19 protein-coding genes are annotated in these 26,108 nt (G+C 49.9%); 15 read left to right on the top strand and 4 right to left on the bottom strand.

Translation table 11 applies throughout. From position 1 onward, the window contains the following. The first annotated feature begins 145 nt into the window (after nucleotides 1-145). The 7 genes from BLW29_RS16275 to BLW29_RS16310 all read left to right on the top strand — a co-directional run bounded on the left by BLW29_RS16275 (nucleotide 146) and on the right by BLW29_RS16310 (nucleotide 10,273). Nucleotides 146-1,270, top strand: coding sequence for a Gfo/Idh/MocA family protein (locus BLW29_RS16275; RefSeq protein ID WP_090981420.1), 1,125 nt, complete (start codon nucleotides 146-148; stop codon nucleotides 1,268-1,270). Between the two features lie 41 nt (nucleotides 1,271-1,311). Then, nucleotides 1,312-3,723, top strand: a complete 2,412-nt coding sequence (locus BLW29_RS16280; RefSeq protein WP_090981422.1) for a beta-galactosidase — start codon at nucleotides 1,312-1,314, stop codon at nucleotides 3,721-3,723. 429 nt (nucleotides 3,724-4,152) lie between these two features. Further along, complete coding sequence (locus tag BLW29_RS16290; RefSeq protein WP_177186669.1) at nucleotides 4,153-5,109, top strand: ABC transporter permease; 957 nt, start codon at nucleotides 4,153-4,155, stop codon at nucleotides 5,107-5,109. A 22-nt stretch (nucleotides 5,110-5,131) separates the two neighbouring features. Then, complete coding sequence (locus tag BLW29_RS16295) at nucleotides 5,132-6,055, top strand: carbohydrate ABC transporter permease (RefSeq protein WP_090981428.1); 924 nt, start codon at nucleotides 5,132-5,134, stop codon at nucleotides 6,053-6,055. Nucleotides 6,056-6,115: 60 nt separating this feature from the next. Then, nucleotides 6,116-8,035, top strand: coding sequence for a type 2 periplasmic-binding domain-containing protein (locus tag BLW29_RS16300; protein WP_090981430.1), 1,920 nt, complete (start codon nucleotides 6,116-6,118; stop codon nucleotides 8,033-8,035). Between the two features lie 70 nt (nucleotides 8,036-8,105). After that, entirely contained in the window at nucleotides 8,106-9,173 is a 1,068-nt protein-coding gene (locus tag BLW29_RS16305) for a Gfo/Idh/MocA family protein (protein ID WP_090981432.1), read from the top strand. Between the two features lie 134 nt (nucleotides 9,174-9,307). Further along, nucleotides 9,308-10,273 (top strand): D-2-hydroxyacid dehydrogenase, encoded by a 966-nt coding sequence (locus BLW29_RS16310; protein WP_090981434.1) that lies wholly within the window; start codon nucleotides 9,308-9,310, stop codon nucleotides 10,271-10,273. Between the two features lie 20 nt (nucleotides 10,274-10,293). Here the strand turns inward: BLW29_RS16310 and BLW29_RS16315 are convergent, their stop codons facing one another. Beyond that, complete coding sequence (locus tag BLW29_RS16315) at nucleotides 10,294-11,187, bottom strand: TetR/AcrR family transcriptional regulator (protein ID WP_090981435.1); 894 nt, start codon at nucleotides 11,185-11,187, stop codon at nucleotides 10,294-10,296. Between the two features lie 141 nt (nucleotides 11,188-11,328). On the opposite strand from BLW29_RS16315, the gene BLW29_RS16320 reads away from it, so the two are divergent. Continuing rightward, nucleotides 11,329-12,801 (top strand): DHA2 family efflux MFS transporter permease subunit, encoded by a 1,473-nt coding sequence (locus BLW29_RS16320; protein ID WP_090981437.1) that lies wholly within the window; start codon nucleotides 11,329-11,331, stop codon nucleotides 12,799-12,801. 75 nt (nucleotides 12,802-12,876) lie between these two features. On the opposite strand, the gene BLW29_RS16325 is transcribed toward BLW29_RS16320, so the two are convergent. After that, nucleotides 12,877-13,515, bottom strand: coding sequence for a phosphatase PAP2 family protein (locus BLW29_RS16325; protein ID WP_177186670.1), 639 nt, complete (start codon nucleotides 13,513-13,515; stop codon nucleotides 12,877-12,879). A 126-nt stretch (nucleotides 13,516-13,641) separates the two neighbouring features. Between BLW29_RS16325 and BLW29_RS16330 the strand changes: the two genes are divergently transcribed. The 3 genes from BLW29_RS16330 (at nucleotide 13,642) to BLW29_RS16340 (ending at nucleotide 18,897) form a co-directional block, all read left to right on the top strand. Next, entirely contained in the window at nucleotides 13,642-14,325 is a 684-nt protein-coding gene (locus BLW29_RS16330) for a response regulator transcription factor (RefSeq protein WP_090981441.1), read from the top strand. Further along, nucleotides 14,318-15,733, top strand: a complete 1,416-nt coding sequence (locus tag BLW29_RS16335) for a sensor histidine kinase (protein ID WP_090981443.1) — start codon at nucleotides 14,318-14,320, stop codon at nucleotides 15,731-15,733. Before BLW29_RS16330 ends, BLW29_RS16335 begins: the two co-directional genes overlap by 8 nt. A 74-nt stretch (nucleotides 15,734-15,807) precedes the next feature. Next, nucleotides 15,808-18,897 carry an efflux RND transporter permease subunit gene (locus tag BLW29_RS16340; RefSeq protein WP_090981445.1) on the top strand — a complete coding sequence of 1,030 codons (3,090 nt, stop codon included), beginning with the start codon at nucleotides 15,808-15,810 and terminating at the stop codon, nucleotides 18,895-18,897. 688 nt (nucleotides 18,898-19,585) lie between these two features. Here the strand turns inward: BLW29_RS16340 and BLW29_RS16345 are convergent. Together BLW29_RS16345 and BLW29_RS16350 are read right to left on the bottom strand one after the other, a co-directional pair. Continuing rightward, on the bottom strand, nucleotides 19,586-20,833 hold the full coding sequence (locus tag BLW29_RS16345; protein ID WP_090981447.1) for an MFS transporter: 1,248 nt from the start codon (nucleotides 20,831-20,833) through the stop codon (nucleotides 19,586-19,588). Between the two features lie 127 nt (nucleotides 20,834-20,960). Continuing rightward, nucleotides 20,961-21,830, bottom strand: coding sequence for a helix-turn-helix transcriptional regulator (locus BLW29_RS16350; RefSeq protein WP_090981449.1), 870 nt, complete (start codon nucleotides 21,828-21,830; stop codon nucleotides 20,961-20,963). Nucleotides 21,831-21,978: 148 nt separating this feature from the next. On the opposite strand from BLW29_RS16350, the gene BLW29_RS16355 reads away from it, so the two are divergent. The 4 genes from BLW29_RS16355 to BLW29_RS16370 all read left to right on the top strand — a co-directional run bounded on the left by BLW29_RS16355 (nucleotide 21,979) and on the right by BLW29_RS16370 (nucleotide 26,005). Then, nucleotides 21,979-22,809 (top strand): phytanoyl-CoA dioxygenase family protein, encoded by an 831-nt coding sequence (locus tag BLW29_RS16355; RefSeq protein ID WP_090981451.1) that lies wholly within the window; start codon nucleotides 21,979-21,981, stop codon nucleotides 22,807-22,809. Nucleotides 22,810-22,928: 119 nt separating this feature from the next. Then, nucleotides 22,929-24,497 (top strand): MDR family MFS transporter, encoded by a 1,569-nt coding sequence (locus BLW29_RS16360; protein WP_090981454.1) that lies wholly within the window; start codon nucleotides 22,929-22,931, stop codon nucleotides 24,495-24,497. Further along, nucleotides 24,494-24,961, top strand: a complete 468-nt coding sequence (locus BLW29_RS16365) for a GNAT family N-acetyltransferase (RefSeq protein WP_090981457.1) — start codon at nucleotides 24,494-24,496, stop codon at nucleotides 24,959-24,961. The genes BLW29_RS16360 and BLW29_RS16365 overlap by 4 nt, the downstream gene beginning before the upstream one ends. A gap of 102 nt (nucleotides 24,962-25,063) precedes the next feature. Continuing rightward, complete coding sequence (locus BLW29_RS16370) at nucleotides 25,064-26,005, top strand: DMT family transporter (RefSeq protein WP_177186671.1); 942 nt, start codon at nucleotides 25,064-25,066, stop codon at nucleotides 26,003-26,005. Nucleotides 26,006-26,108: the final 103 nt, after the last annotated feature.

The raw sequence follows: 26,108 nt of genomic DNA on the forward strand, positions 1-26,108 counted from the left end.
CACTCGATTGAATGAGGGCGGTTCCGGAACATCTGCCGCATGCAGGATTCTTTTTTTTATTAGGAGAATTAGTAGGAAGCTTGATGAAATGTGAAATTCATGAGAAGCAGCACTCATAGAACGATCATTTGGAGGCTGGCATGCATTGAAGACAATCCGAATCGGTATTATTGGCGCAGGGCTGATCGGCAAGGATCATTTGGAGAAATACGAGAACATCGAGGGTGCAGAAGTCGTGGCGCTCTGCGACACCAATGAAACGCAGCTGAAGAAGATGGCAGAGCAGTTCGGCGTTGCGAATACCTATACGGATTATCGAGCGCTGCTTGCACGCGAAGATCTGGACGCGGTTGATGTGTGTGTGCATAACAACCTTCATGCACCTATCACGATTGCTGCGCTTGAAGCCGGCAAGCATGTGTATTGCGAGAAGCCGATTGCGGGCTCTTATGCGGACGGTAAACGGATGATTGACGCTGCTAAGCAAGCCGGCCGCTATCTGCATGTACAGCTGGGCTTCTTATATCTCATTGAGACGATTGCGGCGAAGATGCTCATCGAGGAAGGCAAGCTCGGCAAGCTTTATCATGCCCGCTCGACAGGTCACCGCAGACGGGGGCGTCCGTTCGTAGACGGGTATGCGACGAAGGAATTTAACCGCAAAGCTACCGCGGCAGGCGGTGCTTTGTTCGATATGGGCGTATACCGCATCTCGCAGCTGCTCTACTTAATGGACTTGCCGATGGTGAAGACCATTACCGGCAAGACGTATCAGGAAGTCGCGATGGATGAGACGCGCCGAGCGATAAGCGGCTTTGATGTGGAGGAGCTAGGCGTCGGGTTCGTCCGTTTCGAGGGCGGATTGACGCTGGATATTATCGAAGCGTGGGCTATCCATCTGAACGGCTTCGAAGGCAGCAGCATCGTCGGCAATATCGGCGGGTTGCGGCTTCCCGGACATACCAGTCAAGGAAAAACACCATTCAGCTATCATACACAACTAAGCGATATGGATATGGATGCGACCTTTGATCTCGGCAATGCGAATTACCGCTGGCATCAGCTTCGCGAGCATACAGATGCCTATGATTCGTCTCAAGAGCATTGGATTGCGGCTCTGCAAGGCCGAGTAGAACTACTGCCAACCGCGGAGATTGCACTGCAAACCATCCTGATCAGTGAAGGCATCTATCTATCCGACCAATTGGAGCGAGAGGTAACGGCCTTGGAAGTTATCGCAGCATCGAAGTCCACCGCAATGAACCTATAAATTAAATTCTAAAGAGTCAGAGTCAGGAGAATCGCATCCCCATGATTGAAATCATAAATAAACAAATTGTTATTGATGGTAAACCTGCACTTATTATGTGCGGTGAAGTTCATTATTATCGCCTTGCTCGCAGCGAATGGCAGGATCGGATCGATAAACTGAAAGAGGCAGGCTGCAATGCTGTTGCCTCTTATGTTCCTTGGTTATGTCATGAGCCGCTCGAAGGACAATTTGATCTAGACGGACATACGCGTCCGGAGCTCGATCTTGGCGGATTTATTGATCTTTGCGAAGCGAATGGGCTCTATTTCTTCGTTCGTCCGGGGCCGTTCATTATGGCGGAGATGAAGAATGAAGGCATTCCGTTCTGGGTATATGAGAAACATCCGGAGGTCATCCCGCATGGCTGGGATGGTGCAGAAGCGACAACGCGTACGCTTGATTATCTGGCACCGGGTTTCTTAGCTGCAGCTCGCAGCTGGTACGCTGCGGTAATGGCTGTCGTAGCCCCACGCCTGCATGGGCAAGGCGGCAGCATTATTGGCGTTCAACTTGATAATGAAATTGGCATGCTGTCGTGGGTTAGCAACTGCCCTGATCTGACGGACCATGTCGCCTCTGATTTCACGGAATGGCTCGGTCGAACGTATGAGGCAGATAAGCTGCAGGAGCGATATCCGGTTGATCTTAGTGATGCGGAGGTACGTTTAGCGGCCATTCGTTCGCCTAAAGAAAGCTATGCTGCTGAGCTTCTGCATGATTTGGGCTACTACATGCGCAACCGATTTGCTCGGTATATCGCCGTGCTGCGAGATTACGCGGAAGAATTCGGCGTTCGCGGGGTGCCGTTCTTCGTGAACATTCACGGTACCGGCGGCGGTCGCGGTTTCACGTATCCGATTGGCATCAGCCAATTGTACGAAGCGTATACGCAGGCGCCCGGCTATCTGTCCGGCTCTGATATTTATTTTGGCGATCTGACGGTAAGCAATTTTCAAGATCTGTACTTGATTAACGGGTTCATGGATGCCGTTCATTTGCCGGATCAACCGCTCACTTCGCTGGAATTCGAATGCGGTGACGGCAACTACGGCAATAACTTCGGCGGTCGTTATGATGTGTCGGCTGCGGATTTCAAGACGCGGATGTGTATCGCACAAGGGAATCGGATGATCAACTATTATCTGATGACCGGCGGAATCAATTACCGGATGGATCAGCAGCTTGGCGACGGCAATGATCGTGTCGCGTTCACCGGTGAACGCCATGGCTTTGCGGCTCCTGTCAGTCCGGAAGGGGAGCTTAACTACACTTATCCGCGAATGCAGCGCGCAATTAAGACTATGATGGCCGTGAAGGATAAGCTGGCGGTTATGAACGAAGAGCATGACGGAGTAGCTTTCGCATTCATCCCTGATTACTATATGACGGAATATCGTTATCCGAAGAGCGAGAAGATGAACGAGATTCTGAAGAACATCGAAGCGAATCGTGCGAGTGGCGGCTGGGAAATCATGGGCCGCGGCATGCTGCTGGCCGGGTATCGGTTCACATCGGCAGACATTCAGAATAAGCCTCTAGATCCGGTCACAACACCTGTACTAGCACTGCCATGCGCGCGTTACTTGAGCGCGGCTATTCAGCGTAAGGTTGCGGACTATCTGAACGCCGGCGGCGGGCTGCTGTTGTACGGCGAGGTGCCGCAGTTTGATATGGAAGGCAAGCCTTGCACGATTCTTAGCGACGCGCTGGGCATCCAAGTCGAAGGTTTCGTTCAGAACGGGCCTCATTCCTGGCCGTCCATCATCGCTGAAGGTTGGGCGGCAGGTCGTCCTGAAGTGCATACGCATTTCGCCCAGCGCCTGGCACCGGGAACAAACGATGTCATCATGCGTTTGTATGACAGCGGATTTGTTTGCGGCGTCGAGGCACAAGCAGGACGCGGCCGTGCCATTGTGATTGCAGCGGCTTACAGCGGCGATGTAGCCTTGTTCAAGACTGCGCTTGAGCGCTTAGGGGCTAAGGCCGGTTTGACGCATGATAATCGCTATCTGGGCATATTCACCACGTCGACGGTTAATCAAGAAGGCGAACGTTTCGTGCATATTCTGAATTTGGACGGCTTCGATAAAGAGATTCATCTCACAGACGGCAGCGAGCAGATGTTTGGCGGACGCAGGTTTGAGATTGCCAGCAAAGACGGGGTCATGCTGCCGATTGGGATGACGTTCGGCGATGTGCGGATTGCGTATTCAACCGCTGAAATTACAGCCGTTTCTCAGGAATCGATAGCCTTCCGTTTGACGCAGGCAGAAGATGTAATTGCGCTCGAAACCGAGCGAGGGATCGCTGACAGCACAGATTACACGGTAGAGGAACAAGGCGGCATGAAGCTGGTGGTATCGCGAAAGCATGCCAAAGTAGATGACAAACTAACGATAGTATTTATCTAGTCTCATTCATATTGCCACTGTGAAGGTGGTCTATAGTACGAAATGCATGCAAAACCCCGTGGAAACGGGGTTTTTTGCTGCTTTTTTGTCGAAACGTTTCACCTAAAGTGGGCATATGCAGAAATTTACATAGAAAAAGTCATAAAATTTATGGTGAAAGCCTTTTCCCCGCGCGAACAATGTGCTAATATGGGTTTTGTGAAACGTTTCGACAAAAAGTGAGGCGAGAAATGCAACTTTTTGTTAATTTTCGTAAATTACCAAATAAAATACCTTTTTTGGTTGTGAAAGCGGTTCATTTGGATCGTTTTATTTTATAAAACTGTCGAATCGTTTCGATGGAAAATGTCATGTCGGCAGTCGGTCAGACCTACGGGTTTGGGACATAATAGGTGTGGTTATTACGCAACTGAAATAGGAGGATTTACGATGGCTATGTCAACAAGCAAACAAAACGTAAGGCCCAAAAAACGCAGTGGGCTGCAAACGCAGAACATAAAGATCTTGTATCTGTTCTTGGTTCCCGCGATGGTATTAACTTTCATTTTCGCGTACCTGCCCATGTTCTCCAACTACATTGCATTCTTGGATTATGACTTTAACAAAGGCTGGTTCGGTTTCGGCAGTGAATTTGTCGGCTTTGACAACTTCGCCAAGTTCCTGACCGATCATAAATTTTATACATTGATCGGCCGTACGCTGCTTTACAGCGTGACGATGATGATTGCGACATTCCCTGCACCGTTGATCTTTGCGCTGCTGCTCAATGAGCTTCGCGGCGAACGCTTCAAACGTATCGTTCAAACCACTTCCTATATTCCGCATTTCGTATCATGGGTAACGGTTGCCGGCTTGTTCTACATGTTCCTTACTGTTGACGCTACAGGGATAATCAATAACCTGCGCCAACTGATTGATCCGGCCGCAGAACGTATTTCGTTCATGCAGGATGCGAAGAACTTCCTTCCCGTTCTGGTCATTTCCGAAGTGTGGAAAGAAACAGGCTGGGGCACGATCTTGTATCTTGCAGCACTTACGAGCATTGACCCGCAGCAATATGAAGCCGCACAAGTAGACGGCGCGAGTCGCTGGCAGCGCCTGATGTATATCACGCTTCCGGGTTTGATTCCAACGATGTGTATTCTTCTGATCTTCTCGCTGAGCGGATTGCTTGCAACAAACTTCGACCAAGTATTCAACTTGCAAAATAAAATGATTCGACTGGATACGGACACCATCGGCGTTTATACGTACTATCAAGGTCTCGTCAGCGGACAGTATTCCTATTCAGCCGCGGTTGGGCTATTCCAAGGCGTAATCTCCTTTATTCTGATTATGGCTACTAACTACACGACGAAGCGCCTCAGTAACGTAGGTATCATTTAAAGGAAGGGGTTACCGGAACCTAATGAAAGCGAACAGAATTAAACGAACAACAGGTGAACGCACATTTGATGTCTTCAACATCCTACTCATGTTGCTCTGGGCGATAACTGCGGTATATCCGTTCTGGTATATCTTGGTCATGTCCTTCAATACAGGAGCTGACGCGGCCGCAGGCCCGATCTGGTTCTTCCCTCGCGTATTTACGCTAGAGAACTATGCTTTTGTCTTTCAGTATGATCGGCTTCACTCGGCGTTTATCGTAACGACGCTGCGATGCATCATCGGACCTGTGTTATCCGTATTCGTCACGATGTTAGCTGCCTTCGCACTCTCCAAGCGTTTCTTGCCGGGACGTAAGTCATTTCTCTTCTTCTTTATGATTCCGATGTTTATCGGCGGAACGATTATTTCCAACTATGTGGTCATTTCTAAGCTGGATCTAATCAACAATTTCTTGGTTTACGTTCTTCCGGGGGCGTTTGGATTCTTCAGCATGATTATCATGCGTACGCACATTGAAGATCTTCCGGCTGAGCTGCAGGAATCGGCTTTCATCGATGGTGCCGGTTATGTGCGCATTTTCTTCCAAATTATTTTCCCGCTTTGTATGCCGGTTATTGCCGCATTTGCATTCTTCGCCGTTGTAGGCAACTGGCTGGATTATTACACGAACCTGATTTACGTTACAGACCGCAGCTTGAGTACGCTGCAGTTCGTACTGTACGAAATCATTAACCGCGCAGAAGCGAACACGATGATCGATTTCACGAAGACTTCGGGGGCTGCTGCACGTAGACTCCTGGCTCAACGTAATAACACGGTTCCAACACCTGAGGTTATCAAAATGACGGTCATGGTCGTGGTCACGTTCCCGCTGCTATTCGTTTACCCGTTCTTCCAGAAGTATTTCGTTAAAGGGATGTTAACTGGAGCAGTTAAGGCTTAATAAAGTCACTGCTTTTCCATAGTTAATTAAACACATATCCAAGGGAGGCTTTACGGTATTATGAAAAAGGTAGTCATGATTATGTTTGCTGTTCTGCTGGCTGTTTCTCTGGCTGGCTGCGGCAGCTCCAAGAACGACAACAACGCTCCGAATAATACGGGCACGAACGCAGGCGCACCGGTTGATCCGGCAAACTTCAAGGAAATGCATTTGGAAGTGCTTAGCCAATTGCCGACAAACCCACGTAAGCCGGTTGAAGACAAACTAACGCCAATCTGGCGTGAGAAAACAAAAGTGATACCTGATTTCGTAGAAATTCCGGCAGGCACTGATTATAAAAGCTGGCTTCAAATGCAAATTCTTGCTGACACTGTTCCAGCGGTAATCGCGAACCAGAACGGGATCGCAGACGACGCGGACAACATGGAAATGCTGAAGAAAGCAGGCATGGTTCGTGAAATCACGCTTGATGAAATGACAAAATACATGCCGCTTACGGCAGCTCGTTTAACTGAACTTGGCGTTACGATGGAACAATGGTACAAAGCAAGCGTAGATCCAACAGATGGCAAGCTATGGGCGATTCCTTCACTGCCAAGCCCATTGCTCAAAGATGAATACCGCAAAACACCTTATGGCGAATCCCGTCTGGGTAACGGCGGTTACGGTGTATGGATGCGCGATGATATCCTGAAAAAAATCTTCCCTAGCGCAATGAGCGCAGCTGACTTGAAGAAGCTGGCTATTGCGAACAAAGGTAAATTATCGCTTGAGCAAATCATGGATATTCCGATTAAAAACCTGGATAACTTGTACGCTTACTTAGAAAAAGTAAAAGCATTGGACATTAAAGAAAACGGCAAGACGATTACACCGGGCCACCTTCAATTGGATAACACGAGAGGCGCGCTTCAATGGTCCTTGTTCACAGCTTCCGGTTTGAATATGAGCCAAGCTTATCCGCTCGTAATCAACGAGTCCAAGAACTTATACTCGGATTATCAGCTTACACCGGAATGGAAAGCTTACATCTCGTTCATGAACAAAGGCTTCAAAGACGGCTTGTTCGGTAAAGAATTCTACATCCAGAAGAATGAGCAGCGCGATGCCAAAGTGATCAATGGTGAATATGCCGTTGTGAACATGTGGGCTCCAATTGCCGCGAACCAAGAGAAAGTGAAAAAAGAAGGCAAGGATTACGACTGGAGATTCTATCCGATCTTCGCAAACGAGCTTGACCCAAGTAATCAAGATGCAGCCAATCAGTACTTCCCTTTGACGACAAAATGGAACTCCAAAGCCATTAACCCGAAAAAGGTTACGGATGACATGATTCCGCAAGTACTGAACTGGATTGACTGGAACAACTCCCTTGAAGCGGCAGATCTGCGCGCATGGGGTACTCCTGATATGTACACAGGCGAAGGCATGGAACGCCGCTACAAACCGGAATTCAAGAAGGTTGAAGAGTACAAGCTGATCGGTAAGCAGGATGAAACAGGCGATGGCTGGTACTACGGTATTCAAGGTCAAGACAACACCATGACAAACCCTGAAGTATACGGCCTGGCTATGGCTGACGAAATGGGATTTGTCTATACACCGCAAATCGTATATCCATTCAGCGTAAGCAACTACGATCAAGCTACGCTAGTGAACACGGCTTGGCAGCAGCACAACATGAAGAACATGACGCTGTATGCGGAACTTCCTGTTGATGATGCAACGCAGCAAGCTCGTGCTGAGTACGACACCGTTACGAATGATCTGAACAACAACTTGGTTGCTCCACATAACGATGAGCTCGACAACCTGATTGTTAAAGCCATTACTAGCCCGGTTGCTGATTTCGACAAAACGTATAAAGAATATACAGACGTTCTGTCGGAAAGCGATATTGCCGATGGCGTGAAGAAACAAACGGAGGCTTGGATGAAATATTACAAGCTGCGTGAAGGCTTCTTGAAGAAACTGAACTAAATGAACGACACTGCAGCGCTCTGGCCGCTCGGCCAGAGCCTGTTTATTTCATCTTGAGAGGATGTTAATCATGACGAAGAAACTTAAAGTAGGCGTAATTGGCGCAGGTGGAATTTTCCAATGGGCGCACTCCGAGCCTTTGAAAAACCACCCGGAGCTTGAAATCGTTGCAATTTGTGATATTGATCTGGAGAAAGCTAAAGCAGCGGCAGAGCAGCACGGCATTCCGCAAGCATTCAGCGACTACCGTGATGTTATCGCTCTTGCAGACGTTGATATTATCGATATTTGCACGCCAAACCTCTTCCACTCCGAAATCGCCGTTGCCGCTCTTGAAGCAGGCAAGCATGTATTCTGCGAGAAACCGGATGCGGTTAGTCCGGAAGAAGCGCTCCGCATGAAAGAAGCTTCAGAGAAAAGCGGCAAAACGCTGATGGTTATGCGTAACAACCGTTTCCGTCCGGCTTCCCAGTACATCAAACGTTGGATCGACCAAGGCAACTTGGGCGAAGCTTACGCGGGTCGTTGTGGATGGACACGTCGCCGCGGTATCCCAGGCAAAGGCGGCTGGTTCACGACCAAAGAATTGTCCGGCGGCGGACCGCTTATCGATCTTGGCGTTCACTTCATCGACTTGTCGATCTGGTTCATGGGCAATCCGAAACCGGTATCGGTTACGGGTGCAACGTACACGAAATTCGCGGATGCGGAAGATATTGCGGGCTCCGAGCACAGCAAGTTCGGTTCTAAATCCGAAGACGAGGGCACGTTCGATGTTGAGGATCTGGCAATCGGCTTTATCCGTTTCGACAACGGCGCATCGCTCCAAATCGAGTTCAGCTGGGCTTCGAACATCGAGCAAGAAGAGAACTTCGTTGAGCTGCGCGGTACGAAAGCCGGCTTCAAATTCAGCAACGGCAAGCTTGGCATCTTCGGTGAAGACCAAGGCGTCGTAACGGATATGGTTCCACACGTAGGTGAAGACAATGGCGGACATGGTGCGAACCTGTATCACTTCGTCGATGTCATTCAAGGCCGCGAGAAACCGATCTTTACGATCGATCAAGGCGTAGACATGATCAAAATTTTGTCCGCGATCTATGAGTCGGCTCGTACAGGTTCTGAAGTTAAGCTGTAACAGCAGATTGGTTTCCGTTCGAAGCCAAAGCTTCGAATGGAGCATTCTGCTAGTGCAGTATATAAATAGAAGCTCGTACCGTCCGTTTGGGCTGGTAGGGGCTTCTTCTTTATGAGAAGGAGCGTGGGTAAGGGATGAGCAGAAAGCTTGTATGCGTGTACGACTTGGAAACGAAGCACAGAGAACGCATCAGAGAAGCTGCGCCGGGGTTTAAGGTAGTATTCGGCGGCGATGCCGATGAGCAGGGGATGTCGGAACATCTGGCCGAGGCTGAGATTATAGCAGGCTGGGATGATCATGCGGCTGCAAGCGCGCTGCGACCGGGTACAACGCTGCGCTGGGTGCAGGCTTGGGGCGCAGGCGTCGAGCAGATGCCATTCGAAGCTTTTGCCGCACATGGAATAACGCTGACCAACGCCAGCGGCGTTCATGCGAATGGGATATCGGAGACCGTGCTCGGCATGATGCTTAGCTTTACGCGTAAGCTGCATTTGACGATGCGCAATCAAGTCGAGAAGAAATGGGATTGGCTTGGAGGCTTGGGCGAAATTCACGGGAAGGTGCTCGGGATCGTAGGTGTCGGTGCGATCGGCGAGGAGCTTGCGAGGCTTACTAAGGTGTTCAATATGCGTGTAGTGGGAGTTCGGAATTCCGGTAAGCCGTCCCCGTATGTGGACCATATGTACGGCTCCGATGGACTGGACACCGTGCTGCAGGAGAGCGACTATGTCGTGGTTACGCTGCCGATCACGAAGGAAACCCATCATTTGTTTGACCTTGCAAAATTTAAGCAGATGAAGCCTTCCGCCTTCTTCGTTAACATTGGACGCGGAGGGACGGTTGTAACGGAAGATATGGTGGAGGCGCTGCGGTCCGGTGTCATTGCCGGAGCAGGGCTTGATGTGTTCGAGCAGGAGCCGCTGCCTGCGTCACATCCGCTTTGGGAGCTCGATAATGTCATTCTAACCCCGCATAACTCCGGTAATTCGATCTATTACACCGACCGTGCCGTTGATATTCTTGTTCATAATTTAGGCGTTTATGTGCGTGGCGAAGGGGATTCGATGCGCAACCTCGTTAGTTTGGCGAATCAGTACTAAGAGGGCAAGCAGTAACAAGGCTAGGAAGCTGATTTTAATTCGAACAGCTTCTCAAGCTGCCCCAGAATGGCTGTTAATTCATGCTGGGATTGCAATAGTCCGATAAGCGCGCGGACAAGCACCATTCGGGGCTTGTCCGCGTCTGCTTCTTCTCGTAGAAGAACGGCCGCGTCATGCAGCTCCGTCTTGATGCTGTTTGTAGCTTGGAGCTCATGAATGGTGGTTAACAATCTGGTGATTCCTTCGCTCAGCTGCTCCTCAGCAGGGACAGCAGACCCCTTCATCCCGCAGGCAACAAATTGAGTCATAATGTCCGATTCGAGAATGGGTTTACTCTTCGATTGAACAAGCCCGGCAACCATTTCGTCCATCCGCTCGACCACGAAAGCGGCCATTCGTTCATAATCGAATGGACTGCTAACTAGCTCTGTCATCACCATGTATTCCTTGATGATGCCGATGTAGAGAGCAATCAGATCCCATTTATATATTTGAATGCCTGGGCCGTACGCATGAATAAGGCTTTCTTCCAAATAGACAAACATTTTCGAGCGAATTTGTTGAAGGAAAGAAGAAAAGGCACCATCTTCGTTAATCTTCAGTTCATAAAAGTCTTTTATACTGGATTTAAATGCCTTGAAGTTGATGAATTGGTTCAAGGTTTCTTGCACGAAACGTGCTTTAGGCGACAGGGAACGATCCGCTTTAATACGGTCCACCTGCTCGAACATCAGCTGAAAGCGATGGCGATAGACTTCAACAAGCAATTCCTCCTTGGAAGCAAAAAACTTATATAGGGATCCCTTAGCTATTCCGCAATCGTTCGCAATATCTTGAATGGAAGTAGCCTCAAACCCTTTTTGGGCAAATAACTGCATGGCAGATCCGATGATTTTATCTCTAAGCAAGCTCAAGTGGCGTTCCTCTTTTCAGAAAAAGATTGACAAGTGACTGTCCGGTGTTGAGAATATTATATATCGTGACCTATCGGTTTTCAATAAAAACGGTTAGTCACAGGCACGACAATATGGATTTCATGGAGAGAAGGTAGAACGATGTCAGCACCAACAGCACCAACATCATCATCCGAGTTTTCGATCAAGACCATCATCGCACCGCTAATGGCCGTAATCGTCGGCATGATCATGGTTATTCTGGACAGCACGGTCGTGAACGTAGCATTGGCGAAATTCCAGACCGAATTTGACGCAACCATCAACACGGTCCAGTGGACGTTCACAGGCTATACGCTTGCCCTGTCAGCTGTAATTCCCCTCGCCGGCTGGATGACCGATAAATTCGGCTCTAAACGCATATTCTTGATTACCATTGCGCTATTTACGATTGGTTCCGTGCTTTGCGGAGCTGCTCAAACGGTTGAACAGCTTATCGCGTTCCGTGTCATTCAAGGGCTCGGCGGCGGTATGGTTATGCCAATCGGTATGGCGATAATTTTCCGTCTCGCACCGCAGGAGAAACGTGGCGCTGTCATGGGTATGCTCGGTATCCCGATGCTGCTTGCGCCGGCGCTCGGACCGATTCTCTCCGGCTGGCTGATCGAAGCGGTATCTTGGCACTGGATTTTCTTGATCAACCTGCCAATCGGTATTGTCGGTATGATTGTTGGGATCAAATATTTGCCGAATTTCGAGCAAAACAAAGCGCCTGCCCTTGATATCATTGGGATGATCCTAGCGCCAATCGCGTTCGCATCGCTTGCTTACGGCGTTAGTGAAGGCGGCCGCACAAGCTGGACTGCGGACAATACGTTAACCGGTTTGATCGTCGGCGGTATTGCTTTGCTCTTGTTCATCATCGTGGAGCTTCGTCACAAACAACCGCTTCTCGAATTACGCGTATTCCGTTCCTCGGACTTTACACGCGGCACACTGCTTGTGTGGATCGTTCAGATCGCATTGTTCGGCGCTATGATTCTAATGCCGGTATTCCTGCAAACGATTCGGAATTATTCACCGCTAGAAACAGGTGTTATTATGCTTCCACAAGCGATCGGTTCGATGCTCTTCATGCCGATTGGCGGACGTTTGTTCGATCGAATCGGTGCTCGTCCGCTTGCGCTGGTCGGCCTTTCGCTTGTTGCCGGAGCGTTGTTCCTTCTTCATAACATCAACGTCGACACGCAGCTGATCATGATCATTATCCCGCTATTCATGATCGGATCGGGCATGGGTTTAGCGATGATGTCTCTGAACACGCATGTACTGAATTCCGCGCCGCGTCATCTCGTTTCCCGTGTTACACCGCTGACGACGGCAGCACAACAAGTGGTCACATCGTTCGCGGTTGCCGGTCTGACCGGCTACATGACAACGCGCGCGGCCGATCATATGACGGCAGGCGGCAATCAGATCGAAGCTGCAGTTAACGCCTACAGCGATACGTTTATGTTATCATTCGGTCTGGCCATCTTCGGCGTTGTGTTCAGTCTTATTCTTCGCAAACCGAAGCCTCAGAAGGACATTGCAGGTACCGAGCAGGTTGATCCCGCTATGATGATGGGACATTAATCGTAACTTGTTGCCTTGCATAACAAAAGCTGCTCCTCAGCGTCGTGAGACGATGGGGAGCAGCTTTTTGCTCTTCTACATATTTGCGCGCTGTGTCATTGGTTTCCGCTTGCCAACCGTAGAGGAGCGTTCGATCATAGTGACAAGTCGGTAGACGACATCGGCGAGAATGATGCCGGCGAACGCATCGAAAATGACATGCTGTTTGATAAAGAAAGTGGAGACGATAATAATCGAAGACATTCCGTAAATCAGCGTCTGGTTGATGCGGTTACGGAAACTGCTGTTGTACAGAGCTTTCATCACCATGTAGCTGGAGAAGCAGTGAATGCTCGGGAAGCAGTTGAATGGTTCATCTCGCCCATACACATAACCCAGCAGGCGGGTAAATGGATCGGTTCCGACCAGTTCCGGCCGAGGTACAGTCGTTTGGAAGACAAGGTAGATGCCATAACAGATCAGTGCGCAAACCACATATGTGATGAGCGAGCGCCTGTATACGGCGGGGTCCTTGATGAAGAAATAGACCAAACACAAATAAATATAAAAGATCCAAACGGAATAAGGCAGTACAAAAATTTTGACTAGCGGAATGGCTCGGTCCAGATCAGTCACCAGGCTGTAGACTTGGGCGCCGGGTCTATTCGTTAACGCATATAGCCAGCCCATAATCGGAAAAACGAGCATACTGATCAATGGCAGAAAACGTTTCATTGGATCCTCCCCTGAAAAAAGCATGAAGATAACTCTAGCAACTCATCTAGCAATCTTGTAATAATAAGATATTGTGATTGCGGATGCAAGCACTAAAAGCATACAAAAATGTGAGGCGGTTCATGAATGGTCAAAATAGCTCTGGTCGATGATGATGTACATATTCGGGAGTTGGTCAGACTTTATTTAAGCGACGAAGGTTTTGAAATTGTGGAATTCGCAAATGGTGAAGATGCATGGCTCTATGTCAAAGAAAATGTCGTGGACATGGTCATCTTGGACATCATGATGCCGCGAATGGACGGCTATGAATTGTGCAGGAAGCTGCGGGAATCAGGCGATATGCCTATTCTCATGATAACAGCCAAAGGAGAATCTGAGGAGAAAATTAAAGGATTCCAGCTTGGCACCGACGATTATGTGACAAAGCCCTTCGACCCAATGGAGCTCGTGGTACGGGTTAAAGCACTGCTAAAGCGATATCGGATAACCGCTTCCCAGATGGTCACGATTGGGAGCATCGTGCTGGACCGGATCGGCTACCAGGTGATTTTGAAGCATACGGATACGGCTCTCACCATACCGCTTAAAGAATTCGAGTTGTTATACAAATTGGCGAGCCATCCGGGACAATTGTTTACGCGGGCTACTTTAATCGAACAGATATGGGGCTTCGAATATGAGGGCGATGAGCGAACGGTGGATGTGCATATCAAACGATTAAGGGAACGCTTTGCAGAATATGAAACAGCGTTCCGAATTGTGACACTTCGCGGACTCGGCTACAGGCTAGAGGTTCTCCATGATTAAGTCGCTATATGTCCGTACGGTGTTGGTATTCGTCGGCGTTGTCATCGCGAGCTTGATCTTTGCCTTCTTCTTGGCTACTAGGCTATACAGCACCAACATTAAGGAGCTGGGGGAAGAACAGCTGATTGAAAGCGGCAAACGCATCATCATGATGATCCAGAAAGCGCCCGAAGCGCAATCGGCCGCCAGCTTGGATGAAGTAACGAGCAATATCGTGCTGATCCCGGTATTCAAAGTGAAAATCGTCGACGAACATGGCATCGCAGTGAAATACGGCAACGTAAGCGATCTTGGCGCGCAATTTCATGTTACAACCGAACAATACGAGCATGTCATTCGAGGCGGCATTTTTAGAGGTACCGTTGCAGCGTTTCCCGGGGACAGACATGGCCCGGAAACGGCATTGATCGGACTGCCGTTCGAATTTCGCGATCATCCCTATGCTTTGTTTGTTTCGCCCGAATTGAATGATTTGCTGGATGTCTTTCGCCGTGTCATGTTGACCGTCCTGTTCAGTGTGCTTGCTATGGGCAGTCTGCTGATCCTGCTCGCTTCGCGGTTTATCGTCAAGCCGCTTCAGCGTTTGACGCGCGCGACCAAACGGATGGCGCAAGGCGACTTCGGCATCAAGCTCCAAACGAAACGGAAGGATGAGATCGGCGTTCTGACCGCCAGCTTCAACGAGATGGCGAAGTCGCTCCGTATGCTGGACCAGATGCGCTCCGACTTCGTGAACAATGTCGCGCATGAGTTTCAATCGCCCCTTACATCCATTACCGGATTCTCGAAAGCGCTGCGGACGAAACCGATGGATGAATCCGGACGCCAGCATTATTTGATGATTATCGAAGAGGAAAGCCAGCGGCTCGCAAGACTGAGCGCGAATTTGCTGCGATTATCGGTCCTCCAGCAGGATCAAGGACCTGTTCATCCGACCTCTTATCGATTGGATGAGCAAATTCGCCGCATCATTATTGCCAGCGAGCCGCAGTGGAGCGTTCGCGGGATCGAATTCGAGCTTGAGCTTGAAGATTTGACCATCCAGGGGGACGAGGATAGTTTGGATCAGGTGTGGCATAATTTGATTAGCAACAGTATCAAGTTCTCACAGGATAAGGGCTGCATTGGGATTAGGCTGCAACAAGTCGGCGAGATGGCTGTCATTACGGTACGAGACCATGGAATAGGAATTCCGCAGGAGGAGCAGCAGCATATCTTCACCTCTTTTTACAAAGTGGATAAATCAAGGGATTATGCTGTTAAAGGAAATGGGCTGGGCCTTTCAATCGTGAAACGAATTGTCGATCTGCATCATGGCGAAATTGCGGTCACAAGCCTACCGGGCGTAGAAACGGTATTTACGGTCTGGCTGCCGCTGGAAGTTGGGGGCATAAGTCGTAAATTGTAATGTCCAGTACATATTCAGTTCAAACTTCTCCTGTATACTGACCTCCAGATAGAGAAAGAGGAGAGATAACATTCATGAGTTGGTTAAGTCGATTCAGTCTCAAGAACAGTGTAGCAGTCGTTATTCTCTGCTTGATGGTGCTCGGATTTGGTTTCTTCTCCGCCACCCAGATCAAGCAGCAAACCTTCCCGGATGTGGAATTCCCGGCCGTGTTCGTACAAGTCGTCTACCCGGGGGCTTCAACGGAAGAAATTGAGTCCGAGGTGACGAAACCTGTTGAGGAAAGCTTGCAGGGGCTCAAAGGGTACGATGCTCTAACGAGCACTACCTCTGAGAACTCCGCCAGCGTCATCCTGCAGTATCCATTCGGAACGAACATGGATGATAAAGTAAAGGATATTGAAGCGGCAGTTGCTAAGCTTCAAACACCCGAGAAAGCCAAAGTAACCATTCAGCGCCTGAATATTAACGCGGCGCCGATTTATGAAGCGGCCATCTTCTCGTCGAAGGACGATCCGGCTGCCTTGCAGAAGGTGCTTGAAGAGCAAGTCGTGCCGAAGCTGAAGAAGGTTACCGGCGTTAGCGCCGTTGAGCTCAAAGGCGTCGTGTCTCAAGAGCTTCGCATCGAAGTCGATAAAGATAAAGCCGCGCAGCACGGCATTTCGCTAAATACGATCCAAACGGCGATTCAGCAGCTGGAATATGCGCTTCCGCTTGGTTCGGTAAGTCAAGACAGCACATCGATTCCGATTCGTCTTGTCGGTAAATTATCGCAGCTGGAGCAAATCAATAATCTGGAGTTGAGTGCCGGAGCTCCGGGACTTGGCGGCGGTGCTGCCGGTGCGCCAGGTGCAGGCGGACAAGCGCCTGCGGCTAAGGTGAAGCTGTCGGATGTGGCTAAGATCACGACAGTTTCCACGCAGAACGAAATTACTCGATTTGACGGCCAAGCGAGCTTCGTCGTACAAATCGTGAAGACGCAGGATGCCAATACAGCAGAAGTATCCGATGAAGTAAAGGAAGTATTGGATACTTACAAGACCAAAGCCAACCTTGATATTCACCTGATTCAAGACCAAGGCGCTGAAATCAAGAAGTCGGTTTCCTCGCTAATTCGCGAAGGACTGTATGGTGCGCTGTTTTGTGTCATCATTATATTCCTGTTTTTACGCAATATACGAGCAACCCTGATTTCGATCATCTCGCTTCCGATTTCGATCTTCGCAACGATCGCGTTGATGAACGAAATGGGTTATACCCTCAACATCATGACGCTCGGCGGTATCGCGGTATCGATCGGCCGGATCGTGGATGACAGTATCGTCGTTATTGAGAACATTTACAGATGGCGCCAAGAGAAGGGCCGCGATATGAATGGCAAGGAGCTTGCCTACAAAGCGACCAAAGAAGTTATTGGCGCAGTCGGCTCCTCCACAATTGCAACTGTAGTCGTGTTCTTACCGCTTGCTTTTGTAACAGGTATTATCGGTGAGTTCTTCCGTCCATTCGCAATCTCGGTCGTTATCTCGATCGTCAGCTCCTTGCTGGTGGCGATGATGCTCATTCCGGTACTGGGCGCGAAATTCTTCAATCACATTAAGCCGCATAAAGAAGGCGGCAAGTTTATGGACTTCTACGAGAGACTGATCCGTGGTGCCCTTAAACGCAAAGTTCTGGTGTTGATTGCTTCCATTGTGATCTTGATCGGTTCCTTCGGTACAATTCCGTACCTCGGCGTAGCATTCTTGCCGGCAGGCTCCGTGCCTTCGATCGGCATCGAATTGAAATTGCCAACGCAAAGCACCATTGAGCAAACGAATGAGGCTGCTGAGAAAGTAGAAGGCTACTTGAAGGATCTCAAAGGCGTCGACAATTATCAGGCTTCCATTGGCGGAGCGGATAATCCGTTCATCCAAATCGGCTCCACGGCGAACAGAGCGGCATTCACCGTTCAATTCGCGGAAGGAACGTCGATGGACACGATGATGGACGATGTCGGCAAAGATTTGAAGGTATTGATTGATAAAGAAGTACCGGGTGCGACGGTTAACGTCAAAGAAGGCGAGCAGAACGGCCCGCCGACAGGTACCAGCGTAGAAGTAAGCTTGTATTCCGAGGATATGGCAGCACTGACAACAGCTTCGCAGCAAATCGAGAAGCTGATGACCGCGAATACAGATATGAAAGATGTTACGAATAACCTGAAGGATACGACGCCAAAATGGGTCATCTCGCTGAATCAAACTGCGAAGGATTTGAACGTCTCTGCGTTCCAAATCATGGGTGCTGTAAACGAGCAGCTGCGTCCGACAGATGTAGGCAGTTACGTGCTTGACAGCAAGAACTGGGATATTACGATGTCCTATGCGCAGCAAATTACATCCAAGGCACAGCTCGAAGCGATCACGATTCCGACAGCAGGCGGCATGAAGCAGCTGAAGGATCTCGTCGAGCTAACCGAAACGATTGCTCCAATTGCAATCAATCATGAGGATGGCAAAATGTCCGCGAAAGTAACGGGTAACGTGAAGGATGCCGATAAGACGGCAGCTGTCACGAAAACAATCACCGACGATATCGACGGCTTGTCGCTGCCAAGCAATGTGGAAATGAAAATCGGCGGCGGCCAGGATATGATCAACAGCGGCTTCCAAAGCATCGGTATTGCGATGGCAGCGGCGATCGGACTTGTGTTCTTGGTCATGAGCATGACCTTCGGCGGATTGCTCACGCCGCTGATCATTCTCTCCTCGCTGCTCTTCGTACCGGTTGGTTCCTTGGGCGCGCTTCTGATCACGGGCCAATCGTTATCGATGAGCTCCATGATCGGGATGCTGATGCTCGTAGGTATCGTAGTAACGAACGCAGTCGTCTTGCTTGACCGCGTAGAGAAGAATCGCAAGGACGGCATTCCGCTTCGTGAATCGCTGGTTGAAGCTTCGAAGACAAGGCTGAGACCGATTCTAATGACGGCATGTGCAACGATTCTGGCACTTGTGCCGCTGGCACTCTCGGAATCGACAACCAGCCTGATCTCAGGCGGACTTGCGATTACGGTAATCGGCGGTTTGACCACGTCGACGCTGCTTACACTGATTGTGGTACCGGTCATTTATGAATTGACAGGTAAGCGTCGCAAGATTGAGAAGGAATTGGATCTGTAAGGTTAAGGGAACAGAGCAGTAACGGAGCAGGTTTTACTACTGCTCCGTTTTTTTGCGATCTTGTTCGCCACCTACGCCACCACCGCCTTCGGTTCACAGGTGTGAAACCTCTAACGAACCGTACAGGTCTTATTTGCCCGTAAATCGCGCCGGAAAAATTCTGACGAACCGTGGAGGTCTTATTTGAAGGTTTTGGCGTGTTTTGGAGTCAATTCACCCCAGATAAGACCCGTACGGTTCGTTAGAATTTCAGAGACCAGAAAATCGGGCAAATAAGGCTCGTACGGTTCGTTAGAATTTGAGTCCGCAGCTGAGAGTGGTCATATGGAACTCTCAGCGTCCAAACTAACCTCGAATCCCTCCGAGGTCCGGCGATCCTGCGCACCAGACGGTTCGTTAGATTGTCATGCGGCATACGCGATCATTGAACACATGAAGACGGAGTTAGTTAAGTTCCGATGTCCACTTCATCTTGAGCTTGAGTGCGAGGCGAGGCGTGGTGTGGTGAGAGGGGGTGAAGATGGTTAGTTTGATTGATGAGAGCGGCAATTCGGTGGTCGTGATCGGAGTGGAGTGGAGTTTGGGTGTAGGTGTAGGTGTGGCGTAGTGTAGAGTAGGGAAGCAGCGATTTCAGAGCAGGTAAAAGAAGCTGAGCGCACGGATAACCGTGATCTCAGCTTCTAATCATTTAATGGGTGGCTGTTACCGCCTTTTTCTGCGTTGCAGCCGCTTGGTTCTTCATCCAGCGCTGATTGACGAGCGAATGAATAACGAAGAACAGCGCGGATGCAGTGGCTGTAATAACAGCCAGCCAGGCTACCGGAGTCAGCTGGCCGATATCGTACAGATGGCCCATCATGTAGGGACCGAGGACACGCCCCGCGGAGCCGATGCCCCCGGCAAGTCCGAGGTAGAACGGGGCTTGTTTGCCGCCGTTTTCACTAAGGAATGCAGGAATTGCAGGCGCGATCAGCATCTCGCCGAAGGTGGTGAGCACCATCGCGAGCACCATGCCCGGAAAGCTATGAAACATAAGAATGGCAGCATAGCCGGATAGATAGAACAGTGCGCTTGCCGTAAGCTGAGCGGTAATCGTTTGAGCTGCTAAACGCTTAATCAAGCCGATTAGCGGTTGTGCCACGAAGATTAGAACTCCGTTCAGCGTCCACAGGTAGCCGAACATTTGCTTCGGAAGCCCTTCGCTGATGATGAAGGGTGAGACTCCCGTATTCCAAATGCTGTTGCCGAGATTGAGCAGCATGGCGCCGACTGCCATGAACAGATAGACGCGAACATCGAGCAGCAGCGCCCAGGCACTTTCATTTTGAGGAGACAGTCGCTTCATCTTGACCGCAGCAGTGTCACTGCCAGTCCCAACTTGCTTCAAGTAGAACAAGAAGAAGATCGCGAATACAGCTGACGTTACGCCGTTCATCGAGAAGCTGAGCGAGTATGAAATATCGGCGAGAAAGCCGCTGAGCGCGGTTCCAATCGCGACGCCGATATTGTTGGCGACATAGACGATGTTGAACAGCTCACCTCGCTGATCCGCGAAGCGAAAGCCGATGAACGCTTGAATGGCCGGCATGGACAGCGCGTTGAACAGCCCGATCAGACCCATCATCGCGATAAAGACAGGCCAATTATGGCTAAGCACCGGAAGCAATAGCAAACCTGCCGCATTTAAAGCAAGTGCACCAATGATCAGCTTCTTCACGCCTACCTTGTGATAAAGCGCGCCGCCGAGCAGTTGTCCGGCGATGCCGCCAATCGATTGAATCAGAATAACGAATCCGGCATCGGTCATGCTGCGACCGAGCTCATCGAAGACAAACATCGTCACAAGCGGCCACATCAGCGCGCTTCCGATGGCATTAATCAGACTGGCAGCGAGAAAAACTTTAATTTCCTTCGGGTATTGAGTAAGTATGCGCATAGATGTGTTCTCCTGTTGCTCCTGGTTGAAATAAACGCAATAAGCTTCTATTATACTTGATTACGACGGAAGATGGAGGTCCCGATATTTTCCACAACCGATAACGCTAAAAACTTCAGCTGACCTGTTAAGACGACGAGCGCCAGCTCGAAGGCGACACCCCAATGTACTTCTTGAACACCGTTGCAAAATGCTGACTCGTCTTATAGCCGAGGTCGAGCGCAACCGTCGTCACATTGGCCCCTGGCTGACGAAGCAGCTCGCAGGCGCGATTGATCCGTATTCGGTCCATATAATTAGCCGGTGACTGACCGTGCATATTATGAAACAAGCGATAAAAGTGCGATTCGCTGACACCTGCGAGGGCTGCAAGCTCTTTGTTGCTCCAGCGCCGCTCAGGCGAAGCGTCGATCTGGGCGGTAAGGGCAAGCATCGATTCCTTCAGATCAAGCGGGAGCTGACGGGAAACGGCGGGCGGATAGAGCAGCTCAAGCAAAATATCAACTAGATGATGGCGTACCCGAAACACGGCGCTGTTATCTTCCATCAGCAGACTGCGCAGCTTGAAGAATTGCTCGCGTACGCGGCTGTCGACCGAAACGATGCGGGGCAGCTCCAGCAAAGCTTGGTGAATTTGAAGCCGGTCTTCATCGCGCAATGACAGCCAATCCGGATAATCCGCGGGATCGCGCAAGATGAACCACCAAATACTGCAGGGTTCAATGAAATTGAGCCGAGCCCGATGCCATTCACCGGGGCGGGTATGGAAGACTTGTCCTGTAATCGATGGATAATATTCGCCGTCGACTTCCCAAGTCACACGGCCATTATCCACATATACAAATTCGTAGCAGCCATCGTGCTGGTGATCCGATAAAGGGGAGGCTTCTTGAAACCGGTCATAGCCCAGCATCATGAGTTCAGGAAAGTCCGCAGCACGCTTCGAAGCATGACTGTGAATCTCCCAGCGAACGGCATCGTTTCTGACTTTAGCCATCTGGCATCGGCAGCTCCATTCGTGTCTAATTATCTCTTATGTTTCTAATCCTATTTGATAGGTTTTCGGAAGTCAACGACAGCAGCCATGCTCTACAATGAAAGCAGTTACACTTATATTGATATGAGCGAAAGAGGTGTCTTACGTAATGGGAGTTATTGATTACACCATCACCGAAGAGGATAAACAACGCTTTAATAATGACGGCTACTGGATCAGTCCGAAGCTGATCGATGATGATACAATTGCACGGCTTCGTGCGGCACATGAGCGCGTTTGGGCTAATAAACATGACGGTTTCGGCCTGCCGATGCACCACTTCCACATGCAGGAGAATCCGTTCGCACTGCGTAAATTCGATAACGGTTGGTGGATCAACGACGAGGTCCGCTCCGTTGTAACCGACCGCAATTTGGGCAAAATGACAGCCGAGCTGTTAGGCGAAGAGTCCATTCGTCTGTGGCATGATCAAGTCATCTATAAACCGGGTACCTCCGGCCAGGAAACGTCGGCAGGCAATGTAGGCTGGCATCAGGATTACGGCTATTGGCGTGTCAGCAGCACAGCTAACATGATGACGGTATGGATCGCACTGCAGGACACCGACTTGTCGAACGGCGGGATGATGACGATTCTCGGCTCGCACAAATGGGGCGCCGTAGAAGGCAGCGATACCTTCTTCGAGCAAGACATGAGCAAGCTGAAAGCGAAGTTTGCTACAAGAGATTGGGTTGAAGAGCCTTGTATTCTGAAAGCCGGGCAAGCGAGCTTCCACCATGCGCTTACGTTCCACGGTTCAGGAACCAACTACTCCCCTGATCCAAGACTCTCCGTCGTTGCGCACTTGATGCCTGGCCACACGTACTATCGCCAGAGCAGACAGCGTCATGATAATCTGCGTTACTTGAGTGCTCGACCGGTGCCAGGCATGAAATTCGATAACGAAGAGTATTGGCCAACGCTATATTCCAAATCATAATATGGTAACCTAGAGAATGACCGGAACATCCTTCGCAGGGAGGAGGAGGCCGGTCATTCTTTGTTATATAATGAACGGGTGTCTTTTTGTTAATATTCCGTTCACAAAGATGGATTAAGATGAACAAGGACATCAAGAAAAGGGGGTTTACCGGCTTGAAGCAGAAAGAAAGCAATAAAACATTAATCCTGATCGGGTTGATGATCGGGGTCATCTTCGCAGAGCTTGACGAAACGGTTGTTTCGACGGCGATGCCCACGATTATCCGTGATCTGGGCGGTTTAGCGCTGTATGGCTGGGTTGGCGGCGTTTATATGCTCGCCATGACTTCCTTTATGGCCGTACTCGGCAAGCTGGCCGATTTGTACGGACGCAAGAAGATTTACTTGCTTAGTATGGGCTTATTCATTGGAGGCTCCATCATTAGCGGAATGGCTCCTTCGATGGAGGTGCTGCTCATTGGACGGGGCATTCAAGGGATTGGCGCAGGGGGATTAATGCCGCTTGCGATGGTTATCTTCGGCGATACGTTCCCGGTTGAGCAAAGGGCCAAGATTCAAGGGATATTCGGGGCTGTCATGTTTATTCCGCAGCTGCTCGGACCGCTCGTCGGCGGATATTTTGCCCAGCATATTTCATGGCACTGGATCTTCCTCGTCAATATTCCGGTCGGCATTCTGGCAGCAATTATATTATCGATGGGACTGCAGGAGACCAGGGTGGAGCGCAAAGTCAGCGTCGATTGGTTCGGGGCAATTATTCTTGTTGCGGCGTTAGTCAGTCTGCTGCTCACGCCGGTGCTTCATCAGACAGAAGGCTATGGGTGGACAGAGCCTGTAATGCTCGGCCTCATGGCAGTCGGTTTGGTCTTGCTTGTATTGTTCATCTTCGTGGAATCCAAGGCGAAGGAGCCGATCTTGCCGCTTCATCTCTTCAAGAACCGCAATTTCGTTGTGCTGTCATCGCTCGTATTCGTCTTCATTCTTGCAGTAATGGGTGCACTTTCTTCGTTCCCGTTCTTTGCGCAAAACGTACTTGGACTGACGCCTACAGCGGCTGGCTACCTGACACTTCCACTTATGGTGGGTGCGATTGCAGCAAGTGTAGTAGCAGGGCGATTGATGACCAAAGTTCCTTATCGCAATATCTATGGCATTTCGTTTATTCTTCCGGTTATCGGATTCTATCTGCTGTCGACAACACATGTAACAACGCCAATTTATATTTTCGTCATTTACTTCATCATTCTTGGACTTGGTTTCGGTACCTTGTTCGGCAATCAGCTGATTGTACAGGAATCGGTCGAGAAGGAACACAGCGGTATTGCGCTATCTTCCGTCACGCTCTTCCAATCCATCGGCATGACGATCGGCTTCAGCTTGTTCGGCTCCGTGCTCGCAGCTAATGTCACATCCGGTTTGAAAGGCTTGGAGGGTTCCATGACGGCTGATCAAGCGGCGAAGCTCGGCGATATCTCGACAGGCGCGATTCCCGAAGGTATCGATCCTTCGCTGCTGGAACAAATTAAAATCGTCTTCGCAGACGCTTTTACACACCTGTACTGGATCTCATTCGTGCTCGCCATTGTATCCTTCCTGATCTGCTGGTTCTTGAAGAAGGAAATCCTGGTGACGAAGAAGGATGACGAAGCAGGGGCCAAAGAAAGTGTAATGGAAGCGACGATATGATCAAGGAGCTTAATCTCTTGGATCCATCTGTTGCGCAGCAGCTGCTCGATGTTCAGCTGCCTTCCTACCGGATCGAGGCCGAACTTATCGGATTCGACGGTATTCCGGGTCTTCATGACACGATTGAGAAGCTTGGGAAATGCCAAGAAACCTTCTTCGGCTGTTACGTTGAAGGTGAATTAGCCGGAGCGATTTCCTATAAACTGGAAGATAATGGAAGTGTCGTGGATATCCATCGACTCATTGTCCATCCGAATTATTCCCGCAGAGGAATCGGTGAAAGGCTGGTGCGGTTTATACTGGATTCCTTTCGGAACCAGGCAAAATCATTCATCGTAGCGACGGGAGCTGCGAATACGCCGGCGAAGCGACTGTACGCGAAGCTTGGCTTCGAAGTTGTTCGCGATGTGGAAGCGGTACCCGGATTATTCATAACGGAGTTCTCCAGAAGAGGAGATTGCTGAGCTGTTACAGCCGGCAATCTCCTCTTTGCTTTTGACATTGGCAGGGGAGCATAGGATGACTTACAATAAGTGGGACTATTGGCGACGGGAGAGATGAAGCGGTTGAAACCTTCAAAGGCGGCACAAGCTCCGCTGGCAAAACAAGGCGTAAGTGCATACTTTCTACTTGGCATGATCGCATTTCTGTGGGGACTTAATTACGCTGTCGTTCGGGTGGGCTTGGAGTCGCTCGATCCGATGTTATTCTTAGTGCTGCGTTTCGGCGTATCGGCTATCCTCATGTTCGGACTTCTCCGGTGGATGGAAGGGAGCATCGGCGTAAGTCCGGCAGATCTGTGGAAGTTCATTGCCCTCGGACTCATTGGCACAACGATGCTGGAGAGCTTCGTTGTGGTATCCATCAACTATACGACGCTTGCGAATTCTTCCATTCTTAGCATTGCCCCTTGGCCGATCTTCGCGGCGATCTTTGCACCGATCTTTACGAAGGAGCGAATTAAGCGATCCCTGATCGGGTACGGTTTTGTATCCATGCTGGGTGTCATTCTGGTCATATTGGCCGGAGGAAGCTTCTCGCTTGATTCTGATTTGCTGCTGGGCAATTTGCTCGCGTTCGCCGTAAGTATCTGCGGCGGTTTCTATTCTGCGGCTTGTATTCCGATGCTCAAGAAATATTCGGCGCTGCGCATGACCACGTGGATGTTCAGCTTCGGTACGTTGTTTATGCTGCCTTTTACAACCAAAGCATGGGGAGCAACCGATTGGACGGGCATGAGCTGGTCAACGATCGGGGCACTGGCTTGCAATATTTTCGTCATCACGATCATCTGCTTCCTGCTGTGGAACAAAGTTATGCCTCAGATCGGCGCAGCTACGGCAAGCTTCTATCGGTATTTGACGCCGCTCGCGGCAGCTTTGTCCGGCGTGTTGTTCTTCCAAGAGCCTGTCTATTCCGGCCAGCTCGTTGGCGCTTGTCTGATGTTCATCGGACTGATCGGCATCAGTCTGCCGGCAAGAAGCAGAACAAGAACCAGAACCGCATAAATTCTCTCTCCCCTGCAAATACTTACATTACCGAAGAGTTGTTCTATGCATGAACTAGATGTAAAATAGTTGAAGCATCAGGAGCCCCTTCAAGCAGTCATGG

It is taken from the genome of Paenibacillus sp. CF384, from assembly GCF_900106745.1.
In the GTDB taxonomy this organism is placed as follows: domain Bacteria; phylum Bacillota; class Bacilli; order Paenibacillales; family Paenibacillaceae; genus Paenibacillus_Z.

Excerpts from the sequence above, each read along its gene's own strand:
- BLW29_RS16280 (WP_090981422.1), top strand. The coding sequence starts at position 1,312 with ATGATTGAAATCATAAATAAACAAATTGTTATTGATGGTAAACCTGCA.
- BLW29_RS16290 (WP_177186669.1), top strand. The coding sequence starts at position 4,153 with ATGGCTATGTCAACAAGCAAACAAAACGTAAGGCCCAAAAAACGCAGT.
- BLW29_RS16295 (WP_090981428.1), top strand. The coding sequence starts at position 5,132 with ATGAAAGCGAACAGAATTAAACGAACAACAGGTGAACGCACATTTGAT.
- BLW29_RS16300 (WP_090981430.1), top strand. The coding sequence starts at position 6,116 with ATGAAAAAGGTAGTCATGATTATGTTTGCTGTTCTGCTGGCTGTTTCT.
- BLW29_RS16305 (WP_090981432.1), top strand. The coding sequence starts at position 8,106 with ATGACGAAGAAACTTAAAGTAGGCGTAATTGGCGCAGGTGGAATTTTC.
- BLW29_RS16310 (WP_090981434.1), top strand. The coding sequence starts at position 9,308 with ATGAGCAGAAAGCTTGTATGCGTGTACGACTTGGAAACGAAGCACAGA.
- BLW29_RS16320 (WP_090981437.1), top strand. The coding sequence starts at position 11,329 with ATGTCAGCACCAACAGCACCAACATCATCATCCGAGTTTTCGATCAAG.
- BLW29_RS16325 (WP_177186670.1), bottom strand. The coding sequence starts at position 13,515 with ATGAAACGTTTTCTGCCATTGATCAGTATGCTCGTTTTTCCGATTATG.
- BLW29_RS16330 (WP_090981441.1), top strand. The coding sequence starts at position 13,642 with ATGGTCAAAATAGCTCTGGTCGATGATGATGTACATATTCGGGAGTTG.
- BLW29_RS16335 (WP_090981443.1), top strand. The coding sequence starts at position 14,318 with ATGATTAAGTCGCTATATGTCCGTACGGTGTTGGTATTCGTCGGCGTT.
- BLW29_RS16340 (WP_090981445.1), top strand. The coding sequence starts at position 15,808 with ATGAGTTGGTTAAGTCGATTCAGTCTCAAGAACAGTGTAGCAGTCGTT.
- BLW29_RS16345 (WP_090981447.1), bottom strand. The coding sequence starts at position 20,833 with ATGCGCATACTTACTCAATACCCGAAGGAAATTAAAGTTTTTCTCGCT.
- BLW29_RS16350 (WP_090981449.1), bottom strand. The coding sequence starts at position 21,830 with ATGGCTAAAGTCAGAAACGATGCCGTTCGCTGGGAGATTCACAGTCAT.
- BLW29_RS16355 (WP_090981451.1), top strand. The coding sequence starts at position 21,979 with ATGGGAGTTATTGATTACACCATCACCGAAGAGGATAAACAACGCTTT.
- BLW29_RS16360 (WP_090981454.1), top strand. The coding sequence starts at position 22,929 with ATGAACAAGGACATCAAGAAAAGGGGGTTTACCGGCTTGAAGCAGAAA.
- BLW29_RS16365 (WP_090981457.1), top strand. The coding sequence starts at position 24,494 with ATGATCAAGGAGCTTAATCTCTTGGATCCATCTGTTGCGCAGCAGCTG.